The 17,562-nt window shown below is 63.7% G+C and carries 12 protein-coding genes, 6 pseudogenes and 2 other annotated features; of the genes and pseudogenes, 12 read left to right on the top strand and 6 right to left on the bottom strand.

Annotation, left to right across the window (positions count from 1 at the left end; translation table 11 throughout):
• Complete coding sequence (locus tag ACZ5QD_RS14505) at positions 1-927, bottom strand: IS3 family transposase (protein ID WP_006896685.1); 927 nt, start codon at positions 925-927, stop codon at positions 1-3.
• Positions 841-969: a sequence feature (AL1L pseudoknot), on the bottom strand. It overlaps the preceding gene by 87 nt.
• 87 nt (positions 970-1,056) lie before the next feature.
• Between ACZ5QD_RS14505 and ACZ5QD_RS14500 the strand changes: the two genes are divergently transcribed.
• Positions 1,057-2,214 carry an IS30 family transposase gene (locus tag ACZ5QD_RS14500; RefSeq protein WP_006896665.1) on the top strand — a complete coding sequence of 386 codons (1,158 nt, stop codon included), beginning with the start codon at positions 1,057-1,059 and terminating at the stop codon, positions 2,212-2,214.
• A 6-nt stretch (positions 2,215-2,220) separates the two neighbouring features.
• Here the strand turns inward: ACZ5QD_RS14500 and ACZ5QD_RS14495 are convergent.
• Positions 2,221-2,433, bottom strand: a pseudogene (locus ACZ5QD_RS14495) (transposase); the annotation flags it as partial.
• Between the two features lie 353 nt (positions 2,434-2,786).
• Between ACZ5QD_RS14495 and ACZ5QD_RS14490 the strand changes: the two are divergent.
• Positions 2,787-2,981 (top strand): annotated as a pseudogene (locus ACZ5QD_RS14490) (TetR/AcrR family transcriptional regulator); the annotation flags it as partial.
• Between the two features lie 28 nt (positions 2,982-3,009).
• Here ACZ5QD_RS14490 and ACZ5QD_RS14485 read toward each other — a convergent pair.
• Positions 3,010-4,256, bottom strand: a protein-coding gene (locus ACZ5QD_RS14485; RefSeq protein WP_464367261.1) for an IS3 family transposase whose coding sequence is annotated in 2 segments (ribosomal slippage) — positions 3,010-3,974 and positions 3,974-4,256 — 1,248 coding nt in all. Because the reading frame shifts where the segments join, the coding sequence is not laid out codon by codon here.
• 53 nt (positions 4,257-4,309) lie between these two features.
• Here ACZ5QD_RS14485 and ACZ5QD_RS14480 point away from each other — a divergent pair.
• Positions 4,310-4,744: pseudogene (locus tag ACZ5QD_RS14480) on the top strand (TetR-like C-terminal domain-containing protein); the annotation flags it as partial.
• Positions 4,745-4,865: 121 nt separating this feature from the next.
• On the top strand, positions 4,866-7,907 hold the full coding sequence (locus ACZ5QD_RS14475; protein ID WP_006896682.1) for an MMPL/RND family transporter: 3,042 nt from the start codon (positions 4,866-4,868) through the stop codon (positions 7,905-7,907).
• Between the two features lie 40 nt (positions 7,908-7,947).
• Here ACZ5QD_RS14475 and ACZ5QD_RS14470 read toward each other — a convergent pair.
• Positions 7,948-9,113, bottom strand: a protein-coding gene (locus ACZ5QD_RS14470) for an IS3 family transposase (RefSeq protein WP_371308121.1) whose coding sequence is annotated in 2 segments (ribosomal slippage) — positions 7,948-8,826 and positions 8,829-9,113 — 1,164 coding nt in all. Because the reading frame shifts where the segments join, the coding sequence is not laid out codon by codon here.
• A 69-nt stretch (positions 9,114-9,182) separates the two neighbouring features.
• Positions 9,183-9,449 (bottom strand): annotated as a pseudogene (locus ACZ5QD_RS14465) (transposase); the annotation flags it as partial.
• 25 nt (positions 9,450-9,474) lie between these two features.
• Between ACZ5QD_RS14465 and ACZ5QD_RS14460 the strand changes: the two are divergent.
• The 5 genes and pseudogenes from ACZ5QD_RS14460 to ACZ5QD_RS14440 form a co-directional block, all read left to right on the top strand.
• Positions 9,475-10,521 (top strand): annotated as a pseudogene (locus ACZ5QD_RS14460) (IS256 family transposase); the annotation flags it as partial.
• 49 nt (positions 10,522-10,570) lie between these two features.
• A protein-coding gene (locus ACZ5QD_RS14455) for an IS3 family transposase (protein WP_233500136.1) occupies positions 10,571-11,793 on the top strand; the annotation gives its coding sequence in 2 pieces (ribosomal slippage) (positions 10,571-10,850 and positions 10,850-11,793; 1,224 coding nt in all).
• Positions 10,840-10,973 (top strand) — a sequence feature (AL1L pseudoknot). It overlaps the preceding gene by 134 nt.
• Positions 11,794-11,825: 32 nt before the next feature.
• Positions 11,826-12,215, top strand: a pseudogene (locus tag ACZ5QD_RS14450) (ATP-binding protein); the annotation flags it as partial.
• A 60-nt stretch (positions 12,216-12,275) separates the two neighbouring features.
• On the top strand, positions 12,276-12,614 hold the full coding sequence (locus ACZ5QD_RS14445) for a hypothetical protein (protein ID WP_008382042.1): 339 nt from the start codon (positions 12,276-12,278) through the stop codon (positions 12,612-12,614).
• Positions 12,611-13,366: an ATP-binding protein gene (locus tag ACZ5QD_RS14440; protein ID WP_003937311.1), complete on the top strand. Its 756-nt coding sequence runs from the start codon at positions 12,611-12,613 to the stop codon at positions 13,364-13,366. Before ACZ5QD_RS14445 ends, ACZ5QD_RS14440 begins: the two co-directional genes overlap by 4 nt.
• 126 nt (positions 13,367-13,492) lie before the next feature.
• Here the strand turns inward: ACZ5QD_RS14440 and ACZ5QD_RS14435 are convergent, their stop codons facing one another.
• The gene (locus ACZ5QD_RS14435) at positions 13,493-14,494 is read right to left on the bottom strand and encodes a helix-turn-helix domain-containing protein (RefSeq protein ID WP_008382041.1); all 1,002 of its coding nucleotides are present in this window, start codon (positions 14,492-14,494) and stop codon (positions 13,493-13,495) included.
• Between the two features lie 120 nt (positions 14,495-14,614).
• Here ACZ5QD_RS14435 and ACZ5QD_RS14430 point away from each other — a divergent pair, with 120 nt between their 5' ends.
• The 3 genes from ACZ5QD_RS14430 to ACZ5QD_RS14420 are packed head-to-tail and all read left to right on the top strand — an operon-like array spanning position 14,615 to position 17,546.
• Positions 14,615-14,935 carry a 2Fe-2S iron-sulfur cluster-binding protein gene (locus tag ACZ5QD_RS14430; protein ID WP_003937313.1) on the top strand — a complete coding sequence of 107 codons (321 nt, stop codon included), beginning with the start codon at positions 14,615-14,617 and terminating at the stop codon, positions 14,933-14,935.
• Between the two features lie 23 nt (positions 14,936-14,958).
• A complete protein-coding gene (locus ACZ5QD_RS14425) occupies positions 14,959-16,347 on the top strand; it encodes a cytochrome P450 (protein WP_003937314.1) in 1,389 nt (462 codons plus the stop codon).
• Positions 16,344-17,546, top strand: a complete 1,203-nt coding sequence (locus ACZ5QD_RS14420) for an NAD(P)/FAD-dependent oxidoreductase (protein WP_003937315.1) — start codon at positions 16,344-16,346, stop codon at positions 17,544-17,546. Before ACZ5QD_RS14425 ends, ACZ5QD_RS14420 begins: the two co-directional genes overlap by 4 nt.
• Positions 17,547-17,562: the final 16 nt, after the last annotated feature.

Genomic DNA, 17,562 nt, shown 5'->3' with positions numbered 1-17,562 from the left:
TCAGAGGCTCGCAAGTGCCGCGTCGGCGGGTACCGGTGCGGGGTGGTTGTGATGATAGGTGTCCTCGAGCTCGATGGGCGGGATCATGCCGATCTCGCCGTGCAATCGCCGGTGATTGAACCAGTCGATGTATTCCGCGGTCGCGATCTCGAGGTCGTCGATATTCTTCCAGGGCCCGCGGTTGCGGACCAGCTCGGCCTTGAACAGCGAGTTGAAGGCCTCGGCCAGGGCATTGTCGTATGAGTCGCCGGTGGAACCGACCGAGGCGGCCGCGCCAGCCTCGGCAAGACGCTCGGTGTAGCGGATGGCGACGTATTGAACGCCCTTGTCGCTGTGGTGCGTGAGCCCGGTGACCGACTGGCCTGCGCGATCGCGGGTCCAGATGCCCATCTCCAACGCGTCCAGCGCAAGGTCGGTCCGTAGCGACTTCGAGAGCTGCCAGCCGACCACGCGGCGAGAGAACACGTCGATGACGAACGCGGCATACACCCAGCCGACGAAGGTGCGGCAGTAGGTGATGTCCGCGACCCACAACTGGTTCGGAGCGGTTGCAGTGAAGTCGCGATCGACCAGGTCAGGCCGACTATCCGGGCCGCGACCGGAGATCGTGGTGCGCGGGCCCTTGGCTCGGCTAATCCCTCGTAACCCCGCAACGCGCATGAGCCGCTCGACCGTGCAGCGCGCGACGACGACGCCCTCGCGACGCAGTTGGGCGTGGACCTTCTTCGCCCCGTAGACGCCAAAGTTCGCCGAGTGGACGCGGTGGATCTCGATCAGCAGTTCCTCGTCGCGCAGTGCTCGCTTCGAGGGTGGTCGGGTCTTGAACGCGTAGTACGTGCTCGGCGCGATCTGCGTGCCCGCTGCGGTCAGCGTCCGACAGATCGGCTCGACGCCGAACTCATGCTTGTACTGGTCGATGTATTCCACGATCAACGCTGTGGGCGGTCGAGCTCCGCCGCGAAAAAAGCCGAGGCCGACCTCAGGATCGGCGGATTCAAGCGGTCAGTGCAACGAGTCCTGTGAGATGAGGCAGTCACTGATCACAGGAGGATCCGGATGCAGGGCAAGCACGGTCATCTCAGTCGGGAGCAGAAGCGGCTGGCACTCAGGCTGCATGCGAGGGGTTGGCGGCTGGTCGACATCGCCAAGGAGATCGGCTGCAGCGCGCCGATGGTCGGGATCATGGCCCGCACCGGCAGGCACGCCGACGCCAAGCCGTTCGGCTGGGAGCCACGCCAGGGCTGCCTGACGATTGACGAGCGCGAGCAGATCCTGGTGGGGATCAATCGTGGCGACACCTTCACCGCGATCGCCGAGCACCTGGGGCGCGCGGTGTCGACCATCAGCCGCGAGGTGAAGCGCGGCGGTGGTCGCTGCGGCTACTCGGCATGGCATGCGCACGAACGCGCTCGCGATCAAGCTCGTCGGCCGAAGTCTTTCAAGCTCGCGTCAGGCCGGTTGCTCGAGGAGGTCTCCAGCCGGCTGGAGCAGTTGTGGTCCCCCGAGGAGATCGCGGCGCGCCTACGGTTGGATCACGCCGATGATCCGGAGATGCGCGTGAGCCACGAGACGATCTACCAGTCCCTGTTTGTCCAGGGCCGAGGCGAGTTGCGCCGCGAGTTGGCGCGGTGTCTACGGTCCGGAAGAGCGGCCCGAAAGCCCCGCGGCACCACTGACGGCCGCGGCCGGATCCCCGGCATGGTGATGCTCAGCGAACGCCCCGCAGAAGCCGACGACCGCGCCGTGCCCGGACACTGGGAAGGCGACCTCATCCTTGGCGAGGGCAGCCGCAGCGCGGTCGGGACGCTCGTCGAGCGATCGACGCGGATGACGCTGCTGTTGCACCTCCCAGATGGCAAGACAGCCGAGCAGGTCGAGGCAGCGATGCGCGCCGCGATCAGCAAACTACCGTCCTCGTTGGCCAGAACGATCACCTGGGACCAGGGCGCGGAGATGTCGCAGCACGCGGCGTTCACCACTGCCACGGGTATCCCGATCTACTTCTGCGATCCCCACTCGCCCTGGCAGCGCGGGAGCAACGAGAACACCAACGGCCTGTTGCGTCAGTACCTGCCCAAGGGCACCGACCTGAGCGCCGTCACCCGCGAGGAGTTGGACGCGATCCAGGACAGCCTCAACAGCCGACCGCGCAAGACTCTGGGCTATCTGACACCATCAGAGAAGCTCGCAGAGCTTCTTGCGCCCACCGCTTGAATCCGCCATCGAGTTCGCCCTGCGCAGCTCACGCACTTCCTTCTCCAGCTCGACCAGGCGCTGGGACTCGCTGGTCGTGGTCCCGGGACGGTGCCCCTCGTCGACCTCGGCCTGCACAACCCAGTTCCTCAAAGTCTCGGGATTGATCCCCAGTTGCTCGCCCACACGGCGGAACGTGCCCGACCTCGTCGATGGATCGCGCCGTGACTGAACAGCCATCCTCGTGACTCTCTCCCGAAGCTCGTCGGGGTACTTCCTCGGTGCTGCCATGCTCCTCATCCTCCCGTGGATTCAGAGCCTCCACCAGACCCGGGGCGATTCACCCTTCAGCAGTACCCACCCCAGCCCTGCCGCCAAGCCCCGAATTGATCTACCAACCCTTCGCCGAAGGTACCCCGGAGGCGGGCACCGTGGCGCCGACCTTCCTGCCGGGTCGGGGTGTCGAACAGGTGAATTGCACGACTAGCCCGGCGGACACTCCTCGACTTTCGCTATTATCAGTAGCACTTCGTGCGAACCAAGATCGCCAGGCGCCCGAGAGCAGTCTCGGGGATGGGAGTGTGGGTGCGGTGATGGCGGCCAGGCGCGACGCGGGTCCTCGGTCCAAGGACGTGATGGATGACAAAGACCCGCGTTTGGTTCGTTCACGCAACCGGTTGGTTGATGCGGCATCTGCCCTGTTGAAGACCGGCGGGGTTGATGCAGTCACGGTCGGGGCGGTCTCCCGGATGTCGCGGGTGGCTCGAACGACGTTTTACCGGCATTTTGTCAAGTCCCGGGTTTGTTAGAGACCGATCATTTGTTCTGTAGTGCAGGTTCAGTCTCGGCAGCAGCGTGCTGCTGCCAGTAGAGGTCCTCGATCTCTGTCGGTGGCCGGTGATCGAGTTCGCCGTGCAGTCGGGCGGTGTTGTACCAATGGACCCATTCGGCAGTCGCGATCTCGACGGCGTTCGTCGATCGCCACGGGCCCTTCCGGTAAATCAGCTCGTGCTTGTACAGCGAGTTCAGGGCTTCGGCCATCGCGTTGTCGTAGGAGTCCCCGCGCGAGCCGACTGAGGCGACGGCGCCGGCCTCGTCGAGGGCCTGGGTGTAGCGCACCGCTCGATACTGGACTCCGCGGTCGGAATGATGAATCAGGCCAGTGATGTCCTGGCCGGTCCGACGCCGCAGCCACAAGCCCATCGCGAGGGCGTCGATCGCCAGGTCGGCGAACATGCGGGTCGAGGTCTGCCAGCCGACGATCATCCGCGAGAACACGTCCAAGACGAATGCCACGTAGACCCAGCCGGCATCGGTGCGGACGTAGGTGATGTCGGCAACCCACAGCTGATTCGGCGCTGTCGCGGCGAATGCGCGGTCAACGAGATCACCGGGGTGTTCGGTCTCGGCCGCTGGTTTCGTGGTGCGCGGGAACTTCCCGCGCACCACCCCACGGATTCCCAGGTCACCGCACAATCGTTCGACCGTGCACTTCGCGACCGTTATCCCTTTGCGGGCGAGTGCGGCGCGGATCTTGCGGCGCCCATAGATACCGCCGGAGTCTTCGTAGACGTCCATGATCTGTTCTTTGAGTTCCTCGTCGCGCAGGGCGCGGGCCGATGGACCGCGGCCTCGGGCGGCGTAGTAGGTCGATGGCGCGATCGCGCATCCGGCCTCGGTGAGGGCGGTGCAGATCGCCTCGACGGGCCATCGACGGCGGTACTGGTCGATGAAATCGACGATCAGCGGCGTGGCCGGTCGAGCTCGGCCGCGAAGAAAGCCGACGCGGTCTTCAAGATCTCGTTCGCCCGCCGCAACTCCGCGTTCTCACGCTCGAGCTGACGGATCCTCTCGATATCGGAGACCGTCTCCACGCCAGGGGTTTCGGCTTGGCCCTTCTCGACGCGGCGGACCCAGTTCCGCAGAGTCTCGGGGTGGATATCGAGTTGCTTGGCGATCCGCGCCAACGCACCCGGCGCGGTCGCAGGATCGCTACGGGCATCGATGGCCATCCGCGTGGCACGGTCCCGCAACTCCTTCGAGTACTTCGATGGGCGAGGCATGAAACAAGTGTCCCTTCCGGTCAAACCTGCCTCCATCAAACCCGGGACGATTCAATTTCGACGGCACCACCGATTTGTTGGCTGCGGCGTTCGAACGATTGTTGCCCCACGCCGACGTCCCTGACGCGCACGGACCAATCCGCGACAGTTTGGTGCGGTTGGTCCGTGCTCAGGCTGCGTTGATCGAGCAGGCGCCACTGCAATTGACCGCCTTGGCGTGGCTGGCGATGGTGCCGGAGGAGCCCGGGGAGCAGCAGAACACCCTCGCGCCGCTGCGCGCTCGTGTCATCGCGCAGTACCGGGAACCGTTCGATCAGGTGTTGCAGAGCGCCGCCGCCCAGAAGGAACTCGACGAGTTCGATCCCGGCGTGGCCATCACCCAGCTCGTGGGCCCGCTGGTCTTCGCGCGGCTGTCCGGCCTTCGCTCGATGAGTGGCGCGGACTGCGAACAGCTTGTCGACGACTTTCTCGCCGCCCACCGCCGCTGATCCGATAGTCCCGCGTCGCCGAACAATCCATTCCTTTCGCTACATGCTGTAGCGTAGTGATACCGATTGATTCATTTGTCGAAGGGTGTGCGATGCCAACGCAGCGATGGATGCGTGAGCAGTGGTGAAGCTTCGGCGATCGACCGGTCGCGGTGAGTACAGCCGGTCGCTGGGGCAGGTGGGACGCTTCGTCTTGTCGCACAAAGCGCTGGTAGCGGGCGTCTGGGTGGCTGTTGCCGTGGTGTTGGCTGTGCTGTTTCCCCAGTTGGAAACAGTTGTGCGCCAGCAATCGGTGGACCCAATTCCTAAGGGCGTGCCGTCGTTTCAGGCGCTCGATCGCATGGGCGAGGCGTTCGACGAAAAGGGCGCGAAGACCACGGTGTTCGTGGCAATGGAAGATCCGGCCGGACTCACCGAGCCCGCCCGCCAACGCTATGACGACCTCGTGGTCCGGCTCCGCGCCGACCGCGATGATGTGCAGGCCGTACGCGACCTGCTCGCCGACCCGATCACTGCCCGACAAGCGCTCAGCGAAGACGGCAAAGCCTGGTACTTGCCCGTCGGGGTCAGCGGCAGCCTCGGCGGGCCGACGGCGGCCCACGCTGTGGAATCGATCCGCGAGACCGCAGCAGAGGTCTTTACCGGCACCAGCACGACAGTCCACGTGACCGGACCAACAGCGACCTTCAGCGACCAAATCGTCACCGCTGAAAAGGATCTGGTGGTCATCACCATCGCCACCGTCGTGCTGATCGCCATAATCTTGCTGATCGTCTATCGGTCGGTGTTCACTGCGTTGCTACCGCTTCTGGTCATCGGTATCAGTCTCGCCGTAGCCCGCGGAGTCATGTCTGCGTTAGGCGAACTGGGCATGCCAGTCTCGCAATTCACCGTTGCGTTCATGACCGTCATCTTGCTCGGCGCCGGTGTGGACTATTCGGTCTTTGTGATCAGCAGATACCACGAAAGGCTGCGCCAAGGCGCCGCCGCGTCCGACGCTCTCATCGATGCCACCGCCACCATCGGACGGGTGATCCTTGCGTCGGCAAGCACTGTTGCTCTCGCGTTCTTAGCCATGGTCTTCGGGCAGCTCAGCGTCTTCGCCACCCTCGGCCCCGCCTGCGCAGTGGCGATCCTCATCGGATTCCTCGCCACCGTCACGTTGTTGCCGCCAGTGCTGCTGTGGGCTGCGCGATGGGGGTGGGGTGCCCCGCGCAAAGACCTCACGCGGCGCTACTGGAACCGCATCGCGGTCCTCGTCGTACGCCGCCCGGCGCCGTTGCTGGCCGTCAGCCTCGTCGGATTGACGATCCTGAGCGTCACCGCGCTGGGCATTCAGATCACCTACGACGACCGAGACGGTCAACCCACAACCACCGACAGCAACGAAGGTTACGCACTGCTCAACCGGCACTTCCCGCAAGACATCACCATCGCGGAATTTGTCGTCGTGGATTCGCCCACCGATCTGAGAACAACCAACGGACTTGCCGACCTTGATCAGATGGCAGCTCGGATTGCGCAGATCCCCGGCGTCACCCGTGTGGTCGGTGTCACTCGCCCGACCGGAGCCAAACTCGAACAAGCCCAACTCTCCTGGCAGAACGGGCAGATCGGCGATCGGGTGGCCGGCTCAGTGGGTGAGGGCCAAGCCCGCAAAGGTGACCTCGAACAATTGCGTTCTGGTGCAGACCAACTCGCCGACGGCCTCGAACAACTCGACATACAGATCCGCACCAATCTCACCCCACTGGCTGGCATTCTTAACCAAGTCACCACCATCGGGGCCGAAATAGGTCAATACCAACCACTTCTACAAACACTGACCGCCGCCGCACCCCAACTCGACCAAGCCGCGCAGAACGCCCCTCAGCTAGCAGCCCTGGCCGAACAGTCATCAGCCGCCATAGCCACAATCACCTCAGTGCTCCCGTTACTGGATAACTCAGCGCTGTGCACTCAACTACCCCAATGCAGCACCCTGCGCCAACAAGCCCGCGATCTCGCCGCACTCCGCGACAGCGGGTTCTTCACCCAGATCACGACACTGTCCACCCAGCTCGCGCAGATGGACACCCCCCTCACCGCGGTCACCAACCAACTCAACGCCACCGTCGCCACCCTCGAGACCACGCTGGGAACCATCGGGGCCCAAGACCTGCCAACCAAACTCGCCCAACTGCAGACCGGGGTCTCCCAACTCGCCGCCGGCTCGCGAACACTCGCCGAAGGCGTATCTGCACTCGTCGACAGCAACCTTCAACAACTCGCCGGCATGGCCACGCTCGCCGCCCAACTACAGACCACCGCGCGCGAAACCCGCGGCTCGGACTCGGCCACCGGCTTCTACTTACCCAAAGATGCTTTCGCTGACCAGCAATTCGCCGACGTTGCGCGCCAATTCATCTCCCCGGACGGACACACCGTGCGCTACGCCGTCCAGACAAGCTTCGACCCCTACAGCGCGGACGCCATGCGCCTGGCCAGCACCATCGCCACCGTCGCCAACGACGCAAAACCCAACACCACCCTGACCGACTCCACCGTCTCCGTCGCCGGCTTCCCCGCTATCAACGCCGACCTGCAACGACTGCTCACCAACGACTTCCGCCTCCTGGCCCTGGCCACCCTGGCCATCGTCGGCATCATCCTGATCATCCTGCTGCGCTCACTGGTCGCACCCATCTACCTACTCGGCACCGTCGTACTCAACTACACCGCAGCATTGGGCATAGGCGTCCTGATCTTTCAGCACATACTCCACACCGACATCGCTTGGCCTGTGCCCCTATTAGCGTTCATCGTCCTGGTAGCCGTCGGCGCCGACTACAACATGCTGCTGGTCTCACGATTGCGCGAAGAATCACATCACAACGTCCGAGTCGGAGTGCTCCGCACCGTCACCAACACCGGCTCAGTTATCACCTCAGCAGGCCTCATCTTCGCCGCCAGCATGTTCGGCCTCATCGCCGGTTCCATCGGCATCATGACCCAAGTCGGACTCATCATCGGCGTAGGCCTTCTCATCGACACCTTCATCGTCCGCACCATCGTGGTACCAGCCATCGCCACACTCCTCGGCAACGCAAGCTGGTGGCCCCAAAAGCCAACGACCCCTCCCACCCAACGCCGCCACCGACCCCACCCCGCAAAGCAAACATAAAGCCGGGGGACTGCTGCACGACCAGGTGACAGTTTCGGTGTCATGCCGCTGAGGCGGCTGTGTTGATGATCGTCTCGTATTCGATCGGGGTCAACCGGCCGAGGCGGGCCTGACGACGGCGTCGGTGGTAGGTCCGTTCGATCCAGGTGACGATCGCGATCCGCAACTGCTCGCGGGTGCTCCAGCGGTGCCGGTCCAGGACGTCCTTCTGGAGGAGCGCGAAGAACGATTCCATCGCTGCGTTGTCGCCGGCGGCACCGACTCTGCCCATGGACCCAACCAGGCCGTGTCGGTTGAGCGCGGACACGAACTTCCGCGACCGGAATTGAGAGCCCCTGTCCGAATGGACAATACAACCCGAAACATCGTCCTCTCGGCGGGCAACAGCGTTGTCCAGAGCGGTCACGGCGAGACGGGACTTCATCCTGGAGTCGATGCTGTAGCCGACGATCCGCCCCGAGCAGGCGTCTTTGATCGCGCAGAGGTAGAGCTTGCCCTCGTCGGTCCAATGCTCGGTGATATCAGTGAGCCACACTTGGTCCGGTGTGTCGGCGGTGAAGTCGCGTTCGACCAGGTCGTCGTGCACAGGCGGGCCCGGCTTCTTACCGTTCTTCCCACGTTTCTTGCCGAAGCTCGACCACCACTGGTTGGCCGAGCAGATCCGCCATGCCGTCCGCCCGCTCATCGGCTGACCAGCAGCTTCGGCTTCATCGGCGAGGAAGCGGTACCCGAATTCCGGGTCATCACGATGCGCGTCGAACAGGGCGTTCGCCCGCTCCGCTTCGACCCAGTCTGCCGCGGTGACCGCGTCCCTGAGCCACCGGTAGTAGGGCTGTCTGGAGAGCTTGAGTACCCGGCACGTCACCGTGACGGGGATTCCGTCGGCGGCGAGCTCTTTCACGAGCGGGTAGAGCCTTTTCCCGGAAGGTTCGCCTGCGACAGATATGCCGCAGCCCGTCGCAGGACCTCGTTCTCCTGCTCCAACAACCGATTCCGCTTCCGAAGCTCTCTCAGTTCGGCAGATTCGGTCGACGTTGTTCCAGGCTTGTGTCCGTCGTCGATGGCGACGCGGCGCATCCACTTGGCCAGGGTCATCTCATGGATCCCGAAGTCTTTCGCGACCTGCGCGAGTGTCACGCCAGGTTCACGGTCTCGGGCTACCCGGACCACATCGTCGCGGAACTCCTGCGGATAAGGCTTAGGCACGATAGTCATCCTTCCAGGCCCACCCTCGGGCAAGCCAGATCAGATGTCACCTATACGTGCAGCAGTCCCGTTAGCCCGCTTCAATTCAGTGTTCTCGCGTCTGAGTCGCTTGAGTTCGGCCGATTCCTCAGTCGTTGTTCCCGGCCGCTGGCCAGCATCGACCTCGGCCCGACGACACCACTTGCGGACCGTTTCTGGCGTACCTATCCCGAGTAGCTCAGCGACCTTGCCCATCGCTGCCCACTCCGAGTCATCCTCAGCCCGAATCTCAGCGACCATCCGGATCGCCCGCTCACGCATCTCGGCCGGGTACCTCTTCGTCCCACTTCCTGACATGACTCCATCCTTCCCAACGAACAGAGTCTCCGGACACGCCGGGGCGATTCACGATGAGGATGGGCGCCGGCTGGTGGTGCGTAACGGCTACCACAACCCGCGGGAGGTGATGACCGCCGCCGGTGCGGTTCCGGTGCGGGCACCAAGGGTCAACGACAAACGGGTCGACCCTGAAACTGGTGAACGCCAACGGTTCTCGTCGGGGATCATCCCGGCCTGGGCACGTAAAAGCCCCGAGGTCAGCGCGGTGTTGCCGCTGCTGTACCTGCACGGGTTGTCGTCGGGAGATTTTGGGCCGGCGCTGGAGCAGTTTCTTGGCTCGGGTGCGGGGTTATCGGCGGCCACGATCACTCGACTGGCCAGCCAGTGGCAGAAGGAAGCGGCCGCCTTCGACGACCGCGACATCACCAGCGATTATGTCTACCTCTGGGTCGACGGCATCCACCTCAAAGTCCGGCTCGAGCAGGAGAAGCTGTGTCTGCTGGTGATGATCGGCGTGCGTGCCGACGGCCGTAAAGAGCTCGTCGCCCTGGCCGATGGGTACCGCGAATCCACCGAATCATGGGCCGATCTATTGCGGTCGTGCCGACGCCGCGGCATGGCGGCCCCGAACCTGGCCGTCGGGGACGGGGCGCTGGGGTTCTGGGCTGCGCTGCGCGAGGTGTTCCCGGACACCCGAGAGCAGCGGTGCTGGTTTCATAAACAGGGCAATGTGCTTGCCGCACTGCCCAAGTCGGCCCATCCGAATGCGATCAAAGCGATGCAGGAGATCTACAACGCCGAGGACATCGGCTACGCCCGTAAGGCCATCGCCGCCTTCGAGAAGACCTACGGGGCGAAGTATCCCAAAGCGGTCGCCAAGATCGTCGACGACGCTGATGTGCTGCTGGAGTTCTACCACTACCCGGCCGAGCACTGGACCCACCTGCGCACGACCAACCCGATCGAGTTGACCTTCGCCACCGTGCGGTTACGGACCAAGGTGACCAAGGGACCCGGCTCCCGAGCCGCGGGACTGGCGATGGCCTACAAGCTCATCGAAGCCGCACAAGTGAAATGGCGAGCCGTCAACGTGAAGCGCCCTGGGTTCCGTTCCGAGTCTCAGCAAGGAGAATCGGAGTATGCCCAAGAAGTTCAGTCCAGAGCTGCGTGAGCGTGCCGTGCGCATGGTCTACGACCGCCAAGCCCGCGAGGGCGGCCCTCGCGCAGCATCGATCCGTGCCGTCGCGCCGCAGCTCGGTGTCGGCACAGAGACGCTGCGGATCTGGTGCAATCGCTACGGCGCCACCGAGCCGGTCGGACCGGGAGAGCCGCTCGAGGAGGAGAATCGCCGTCTCCGGCGGGAGCTCGCCGAGGCGCGACGTGCGAACGAGATCCTGAAGGCCGCCTCAGCGTTTTTCGCAGCGGAACTCGACCGCCCCACGACGAAATGATCGCGTTCGTCGACATGCATCGCGAGAAGTTCGGGGTCGAGGCCATCTGCCGCATCCTCAGTGCGACAGAATGTGGGTTCATCACCTCCCGCGGATACCGCGCTGCCAAGAACAGGCCGGCCTCCGCTCGCAGCGTTCGGGACGAGATGCTGGCGGAGGAGGTGCAGCGGATTCATCAGGCGAACTACAGCGTCTATGGGGTCCGGAAGATGTGGCACGCAATGCGCCACGCAGGATGGAACGTCGGTCGCGACCAGGTCGCGAGGCTGATGAAGATCGCCGGCCTGCAGGGCGTTCGCCGAGGTCGAAAGCCCGTCACCACCTGCTCCGCAGACGGAGATGACCAGCGCCCGGACCTCGTTGAACGGCGGTTCGTCGCGGATCGACCGCAGCAGCTTTGGGTCGCCGACATCACCTACGTCCGGATGCTCTCCGGGTTCTGCTACGTCGCATTCGTTACCGATGTCTTCAGTCGCAGAATTGTCGGCTGGGCGGTCGCGCCCACGCTCCACACGGAGTCTCTGCCATTGCTCGCACTGGAGCATGCACTGCAGTCCACCGGGGTGAGCAGGAACGAAAGCGGATTGATCCACCATTCCGACAGGGGTAGTCAATACGTTTCGCTCGCCTATTCGGACGCTCTGCTCGCCGCGGGAGTTACGGCTTCAGTAGGTACCGTCGGCGATAGCTACGATAACGCGCTGGCCGAGACAGTGAACGGCCTATACAAGGCGGAGTTGATCTACTCCAAGCGGATCTGGGAGTCAGTCAGCGAGGTTGAGCTCGCCACGATGGGCTGGGTCCACTGGTGGAACACCTCCCGGCTCCACGAAGCTCTCGGCTACCGCACCCCGGCGAACGTCGGAGCGACCTACACTCACACCACGACGACCGCGCCCGCGACCGTGTAACCACGGAACGAAACCCAGGGCGCTTCAGGCTGGGGATCGCCGCAGTGCACGCCGGGCACAAAGTGCGGTACTTCACCGCCGCCGACCTCGTGGAGACCCTGTATCGCGGACTGGCTGACAACACCGTCGGCAAAACCATCGACACCCTGCTACGCCAAGACCTGCTCATCCTCGACGAGATCGGATTCGCCCCGCTCGACGACACCGGCACCCAACTGCTGTTCCGGCTCGTCGCCGGCGCCTACGAACGCCGCTCCCTCGCGATCGCCAGTCACTGGCCCTTCGAACAATGGGGACGATTCCTGCCCGAACACACCACCGCCGCCAGCATCCTCGACCGGCTCCTACACCACGCCACCATCGTCATCACCGACGGCGATTCCTACCGCATGACACACCGAACGGAGGTACCACCCACCTAGAACATCCCGCACAGGGTGGGGACTTTTACCTGGCCACCAGCGGGGACATCAAACTGGCCGTTGACAGAGGCCCAGGGCTACCGCTCGTGCCAGAACATCCTCGCCCTGGGGAAGAGCGACAAACAACTCCTCGAGCGGGCTTGCGGGCAACTTGTCTCCGAACAGACCCGACGGGCGATCTCCTACACCGCGGTCAAGCAACGCCTGGCGGCGCTGCGGGCCCAGGCCGCCGCACGACCGACCACCGCGGCGGAACCAGCGACTGCTGCGTCGGTAGCGCCACCGGCGGGACAGCGCGACACCACCGGGGCGCATCTGGCCGGGCCCGAGCAGTTCAGCCTTTCTGCCTTGACCGGAGCCACCGGAGCCGACTTGACGGATGAGGGAGGGGCCAAGTGATCGATCGTCACCTCACCGACGCGGACATGCCGTTGTTCACGCAGCTGCGTATGACCGCGTTCGGGCAGACCGTCATCGAGCTGGCCAACGATCCCGCCTGCGACGAGTGGACCTTCTCCCAGAAGATCTTCCACGCGCTGGATAAGGAGATCACGGCCAGACAGGAACGTCGGACCCAGAAACTACTCAAGGCCTCCAGAACGCCAAACCCTGATGCCTGCGTAGAAGAGATCCGTTATCTGGCTGACCGCAACCTCAATCGGGAGCTAATCGCACGGCTTTCCAGCTGTCAATGGATCGAGTCGACCCGCAATCTTGTCGTGCTCGGTCAGTCCAGCGTGGGCAAGACCTATGTGGCTCTGGCACTGCTCAATGCCGCGTGCCGAAAGTACTACAGCGCGAGGTTCTTCCGGCTCGACGATCTGGCCAACCGGCTCGCCGTGTTGGAACCGACCTCGCAGCGGCGGTTGGATTTCCTGACGGATCTGCACAACTGTGACCTGCTGGTCCTGGATGACTTCCTGACGACGCCGGTGGCTGCGCACACCGCGGCCGAGTTGCTCAACATCCTGGCCGCTCGTGAAGGTCGAGGTTCGACTCTGGTGACCTCGCAGTTCGATCCGCCGGACTGGTACAAGTCGCTCCAGGACGCGGTCATCGCCGAATCGATCCTCAACCGGATCGTCGCCGGCGCCGAGATCATCGCCCTGGACGGGCCGAACATGCGCCGACATCTGGCGGACAGCCGATAGTTGGGCGCCGCGGTCGGGCAAGCTAGTATTCTCAATATGACTCGCTGATCACTGTGCATGTTCGAGGCTGATCCGAAGTCCACCACTTCGCGCAGCCTTTTTTATACCAGCGGCGGGACGGGTAGGTTATTCGTGCCGAAATTCGCGTGGAGAGCGACCAGTCCACCGCTTGAAGGCGTGAGAGAAGTTGGCGAGGTCGCTGTATCCGAGATCCGCAGCGATCTCACTCACCGACATCGATCGGTCGAGCAGCCGCAGCATCGCACGATCACGCAGGAATGATTCGCGCAACTCGCGAAAGGTGGTCCCCTCCTCGGACAGGCGCCGCTTGAGTGTGCTACGGGATATCGAGAGCTCGTGTGCGACCCAGTCGTTACTTCGTTTGCCGGGATCCTCCTCCAGGAGCCGTCGCACCTTCTCCGAGAAAGACGTGGTTCTGCTTCGCTGTTCGAGGGTTTGCTGCAGATCAACGATGGCGAGGCGATAGGCGACGGGATCGGAGAACCTACATACCTCGTTGAGGGTATCCGCGGGGACACGAAGGAATGACGTCGGAGCGTCGAAGTACAGGCGCCCAGCTAGGGCGTCCTCATGATTGGCCAGAAAGTTCGGCGCCGACCAGCTCAGATGGAGGGTGACGGTCGGCACATCGCCAGCGAGCATGTCAAGCAGGCGCAGGAGCGCCGACCCGCTGTACGCGACGACCAGGCAGTTCAGGGCCGGATCGCCTGTATGTGCGCTGAGCCCCACAGTAAGCCCCTCGTCTCTTGGGTGGAACTGTGGGCTGAGGGCCGTCGAGATCAAAGGCAGATAGGTGAGCAGCTCGACGATCTCGGCTACCGAACCTGCACTGACCAGAGGAAAGCTCAACGGGCCAAAGGACGTCAACTGAGCCTGCTCGGCGAACGCGAAGCCGAGCGTAGTTGCCTGGTCGACATCGAGTGCGGGGTACACCTCGCGAAACCACCGTATCGGGGCCTGGATGTTCCGCTGGATCAACGTCGTCTCGTCGATTCCTTCGCGAGCCATGATGTTGCGAAGCCGCGCGACAGCGTCTGAGTCGAGTGCTTGGCTCTCGAGCAATTGCGCGAACATGAGTGGAGGCACACCCTCCTCGTTGAGGTTCACCCTGGTCCCCTTTGAGCCGAATTCACAAGTTTCTGACTCTGCCGAACATAGCCGCCGCGCTCGTCTTCGACAACACTTTGACCAAGTTCACATTGAAGACGACGTATCCAGGAGTTGGCTATGGCAGTTGTCACCTTTGTCTCCCACGATGGCCAGAAGCACGAGGCGCCCATCGAGGAAGGGCAGTCGCTGATGCAGGTCGCGACCAACAACGCGGTGCCCGGCATCGACGGCGACTGCGGAGGCGAAGCCGCGTGCGGTACCTGTCATGTGATCGTCGATCCGCAATGGTCCGAGCAGGTCGGCCTCTCGGGTCCCGAGGAGGAGGAGATGCTCGCGATGAACCCCGAGCGCCAGCCGACCTCCCGGCTGTCCTGCCAGATGGCGGCGTCGGCGGCGTGGGACGGCTTGATCGTCGAACTACCCGAATTCCAGATGTGACGGCGAGAAACGGTTAAGACCTGATGAAGATTCCTGAAGCAATCACCGCCAAGGTTCAGTCGACCATCCCGATGGATCTGCAGATCCAGGGCGCGCATCTGTATGACAAGACCCGGCGATGGGTGACCGGGACGAACGGAGAGAAGCTCTTCGTCGAGAGTCCTATCCCGCCGGTCGAGGACGTCGAGCTCGCCGACATCGACCTCAGCAACCCTTTTCTCTATCGCCAGGGGCGCTGGCAGTCCTACTTCGAGCGCTTGCGCAACGAGGCGCCGGTCCACTACCAGCCCAACAGTGCGTTCGGTCCGTTCTGGTCTGTCACGCGGCATGCCGACATCGTGGCCGTGGACAAGAACCACGAGCTCTTCTCCGCCGAGCCGTTCATTGTCATCGGGGCCCCGCCTCGTTTCCTTGATATCGCGATGTTCATCGCGATGGATCCGCCACGCCACGACGCGCAGCGGGCCGCTGTCCAAGGCGTTGTTGCGCCGAAGAACCTGCGTGAGATGGAGGGGCTGATTCGATCGCGTGTGCAGGAGGTGCTGGACGACCTGCCCGTGGATCAGCCGTTCGACTGGGTGCAGAACGTCTCGATCGAGTTGACCGCTCGGATGCTTGCCACCCTTCTGGACTTCCCGTACGAGCAGCGTCGCAAGCTCGTCTACTGGTCAGATCTCGCGACGTCGCTGGAGCAAGCCAACGGCGGGCCCTCGGACAACGACGAGGTGTTCCCCGGCATGCGCGACATGGCGCGAGGTCTCAGCGCTCTCTGGCACGACAAGGCAGCGCGGATGGCTGCCGGGGAGGAACCCGGCTTCGATCTGATCACCATGTTGCAGAGCAACGAGAACACCAAGGACCTGATCGACCGCCCGATGGAATTCTTGGGCAACCTCGTGCTGCTGATCGTCGGAGGCAACGACACGACCCGCAACTCGATGAGCGGCGGTGTTCTTGCGCTGAACCGCTTCCCCGATCAGTTCGAGAAGCTGAAGGCAAACCCCGACCTGATCCCCAACATGGGCTCGGAGATCATCCGGTGGCAAACCCCGCTGGCTTATATGCGCCGGGTCGCCAAGGCCGACACCATTCTGAACGGGCAGTTCATCCGCAAGGGCGACAAAGTAGTGATGTGGTACGCCTCGGGCAACCGCGACGAGCGCGTGTTCGAACGGCCCGATGAGTTCATCATCGACCGGGCCAACGCCCGCAACCACATCTCCTTCGGCTTCGGCGTCCATCGTTGTATGGGCAACCGGCTGGCCGAGCTCCAGCTGCGGATCCTGTGGGAGGAGTTGCTTCCCCGTTTCGACAATATCGAGGTCGTCGGCGAGCCAGAGTACGTGCAGTCCAATTTCGTGAGGGGCATCAGCAAGATGATGGTCCGCCTCACCCCGAAATCCAGCGCATGACCTCGCAGCGGGCCCTCATCGTCGGGGCCGGCCATGCCGGGGCCCAACTCGCGGCCAGTCTGCGCCAGGAAGGGTGGACCGGTGAGATCGTCCTCATCGGCGAGGAGTCGGCGCTGCCCTATCAACGCCCGCCGCTGTCGAAGGGTTACCTGGCGGGGAAGAGCACGCTCGACGAACTCGCGATCCGCAGCGCCAAATTCTACACCGAGCAGGGGATCCAACTCCTGAATGCGAAGGTGGAGGCGATCGACCGCTCGGCTGGTCATCTCGTGTTGAGCACCGGCGACGCGCTGCCCTACGACAAGCTCGCGCTGTGCACTGGGGCCCGCCCTCGACGGCTTTCCATCCCGGGGGCCGACCTGGTCGGCGTCTACTACCTACGCACCGCTGCGGACGTCGAGATGATCCGAGAGGCCACCAGCCCCGGGTGTCGGGCTGTGATCATCGGCGGCGGCTACATCGGACTGGAGACGGCCGCCTCATTGCGTGCGCTCGGTCTGGAGGTCACTGTACTCGAGGCGACCGAGCGCGTCCTCGAACGGGTCACCGCCCCCGCTGTATCGGCGTTCTTCGACCGGATCCACCGGGAGGAGGGCGTGAACATCCGGACGGGCGCGCTGGTCGAAGCTCTATCAGGTGACGGCAGGGTCCGCGAGGTGTTCCTGTCCAGTGGCGAATCAATTCCCACCGACCTCGTCATTGTCGGTATCGGCGTTGAGCCGAACACCGAGCTCGCCGCCGCCGCGGGTCTGGTCGTCGACAACGGCGTCGTGATCGACGACCAGACCCGGACCAGCGACCCCGACATCGTGGCGGCTGGGGACTGCGCCAGCCATGACATGGCCCGTTACGGCCGTCGCATACGCCTGGAGTCCGTGCCGAGTGCGGGTGAGCAGGCCAAGGTGGCGGCCGCGACCGTCTGCGGCAAGTCCAAGATGATCGCGGCGCTTCCATGGTTCTGGTCGGATCAATACGATCTCAAGCTCCAGATCGCCGGTCTCAACACCGGGTACGACGAAGTCGTCCTCAGCGGCGACCCGACCCGGGACCGCGACTTCACCTGCTTCTACCTGCGTGCGGGCGAGCTCATCGCCGCCGACTGCATCAACCGGCCCCGTCACTTCATGTTCAGCAAGCGGGTCATCACGCAGCGACTCCCCATTGGCCGGACCGAACTGGTGCTCGCAGGCTCTGTCTGAGGTGATCGGTCCCTTG

It is taken from the genome of Gordonia sp. J1A, from assembly GCF_055393515.1.
The sequence above is the reverse complement of the archived record's forward strand: the minus strand, read 5'-3'. Positions and strand labels throughout refer to the sequence as shown.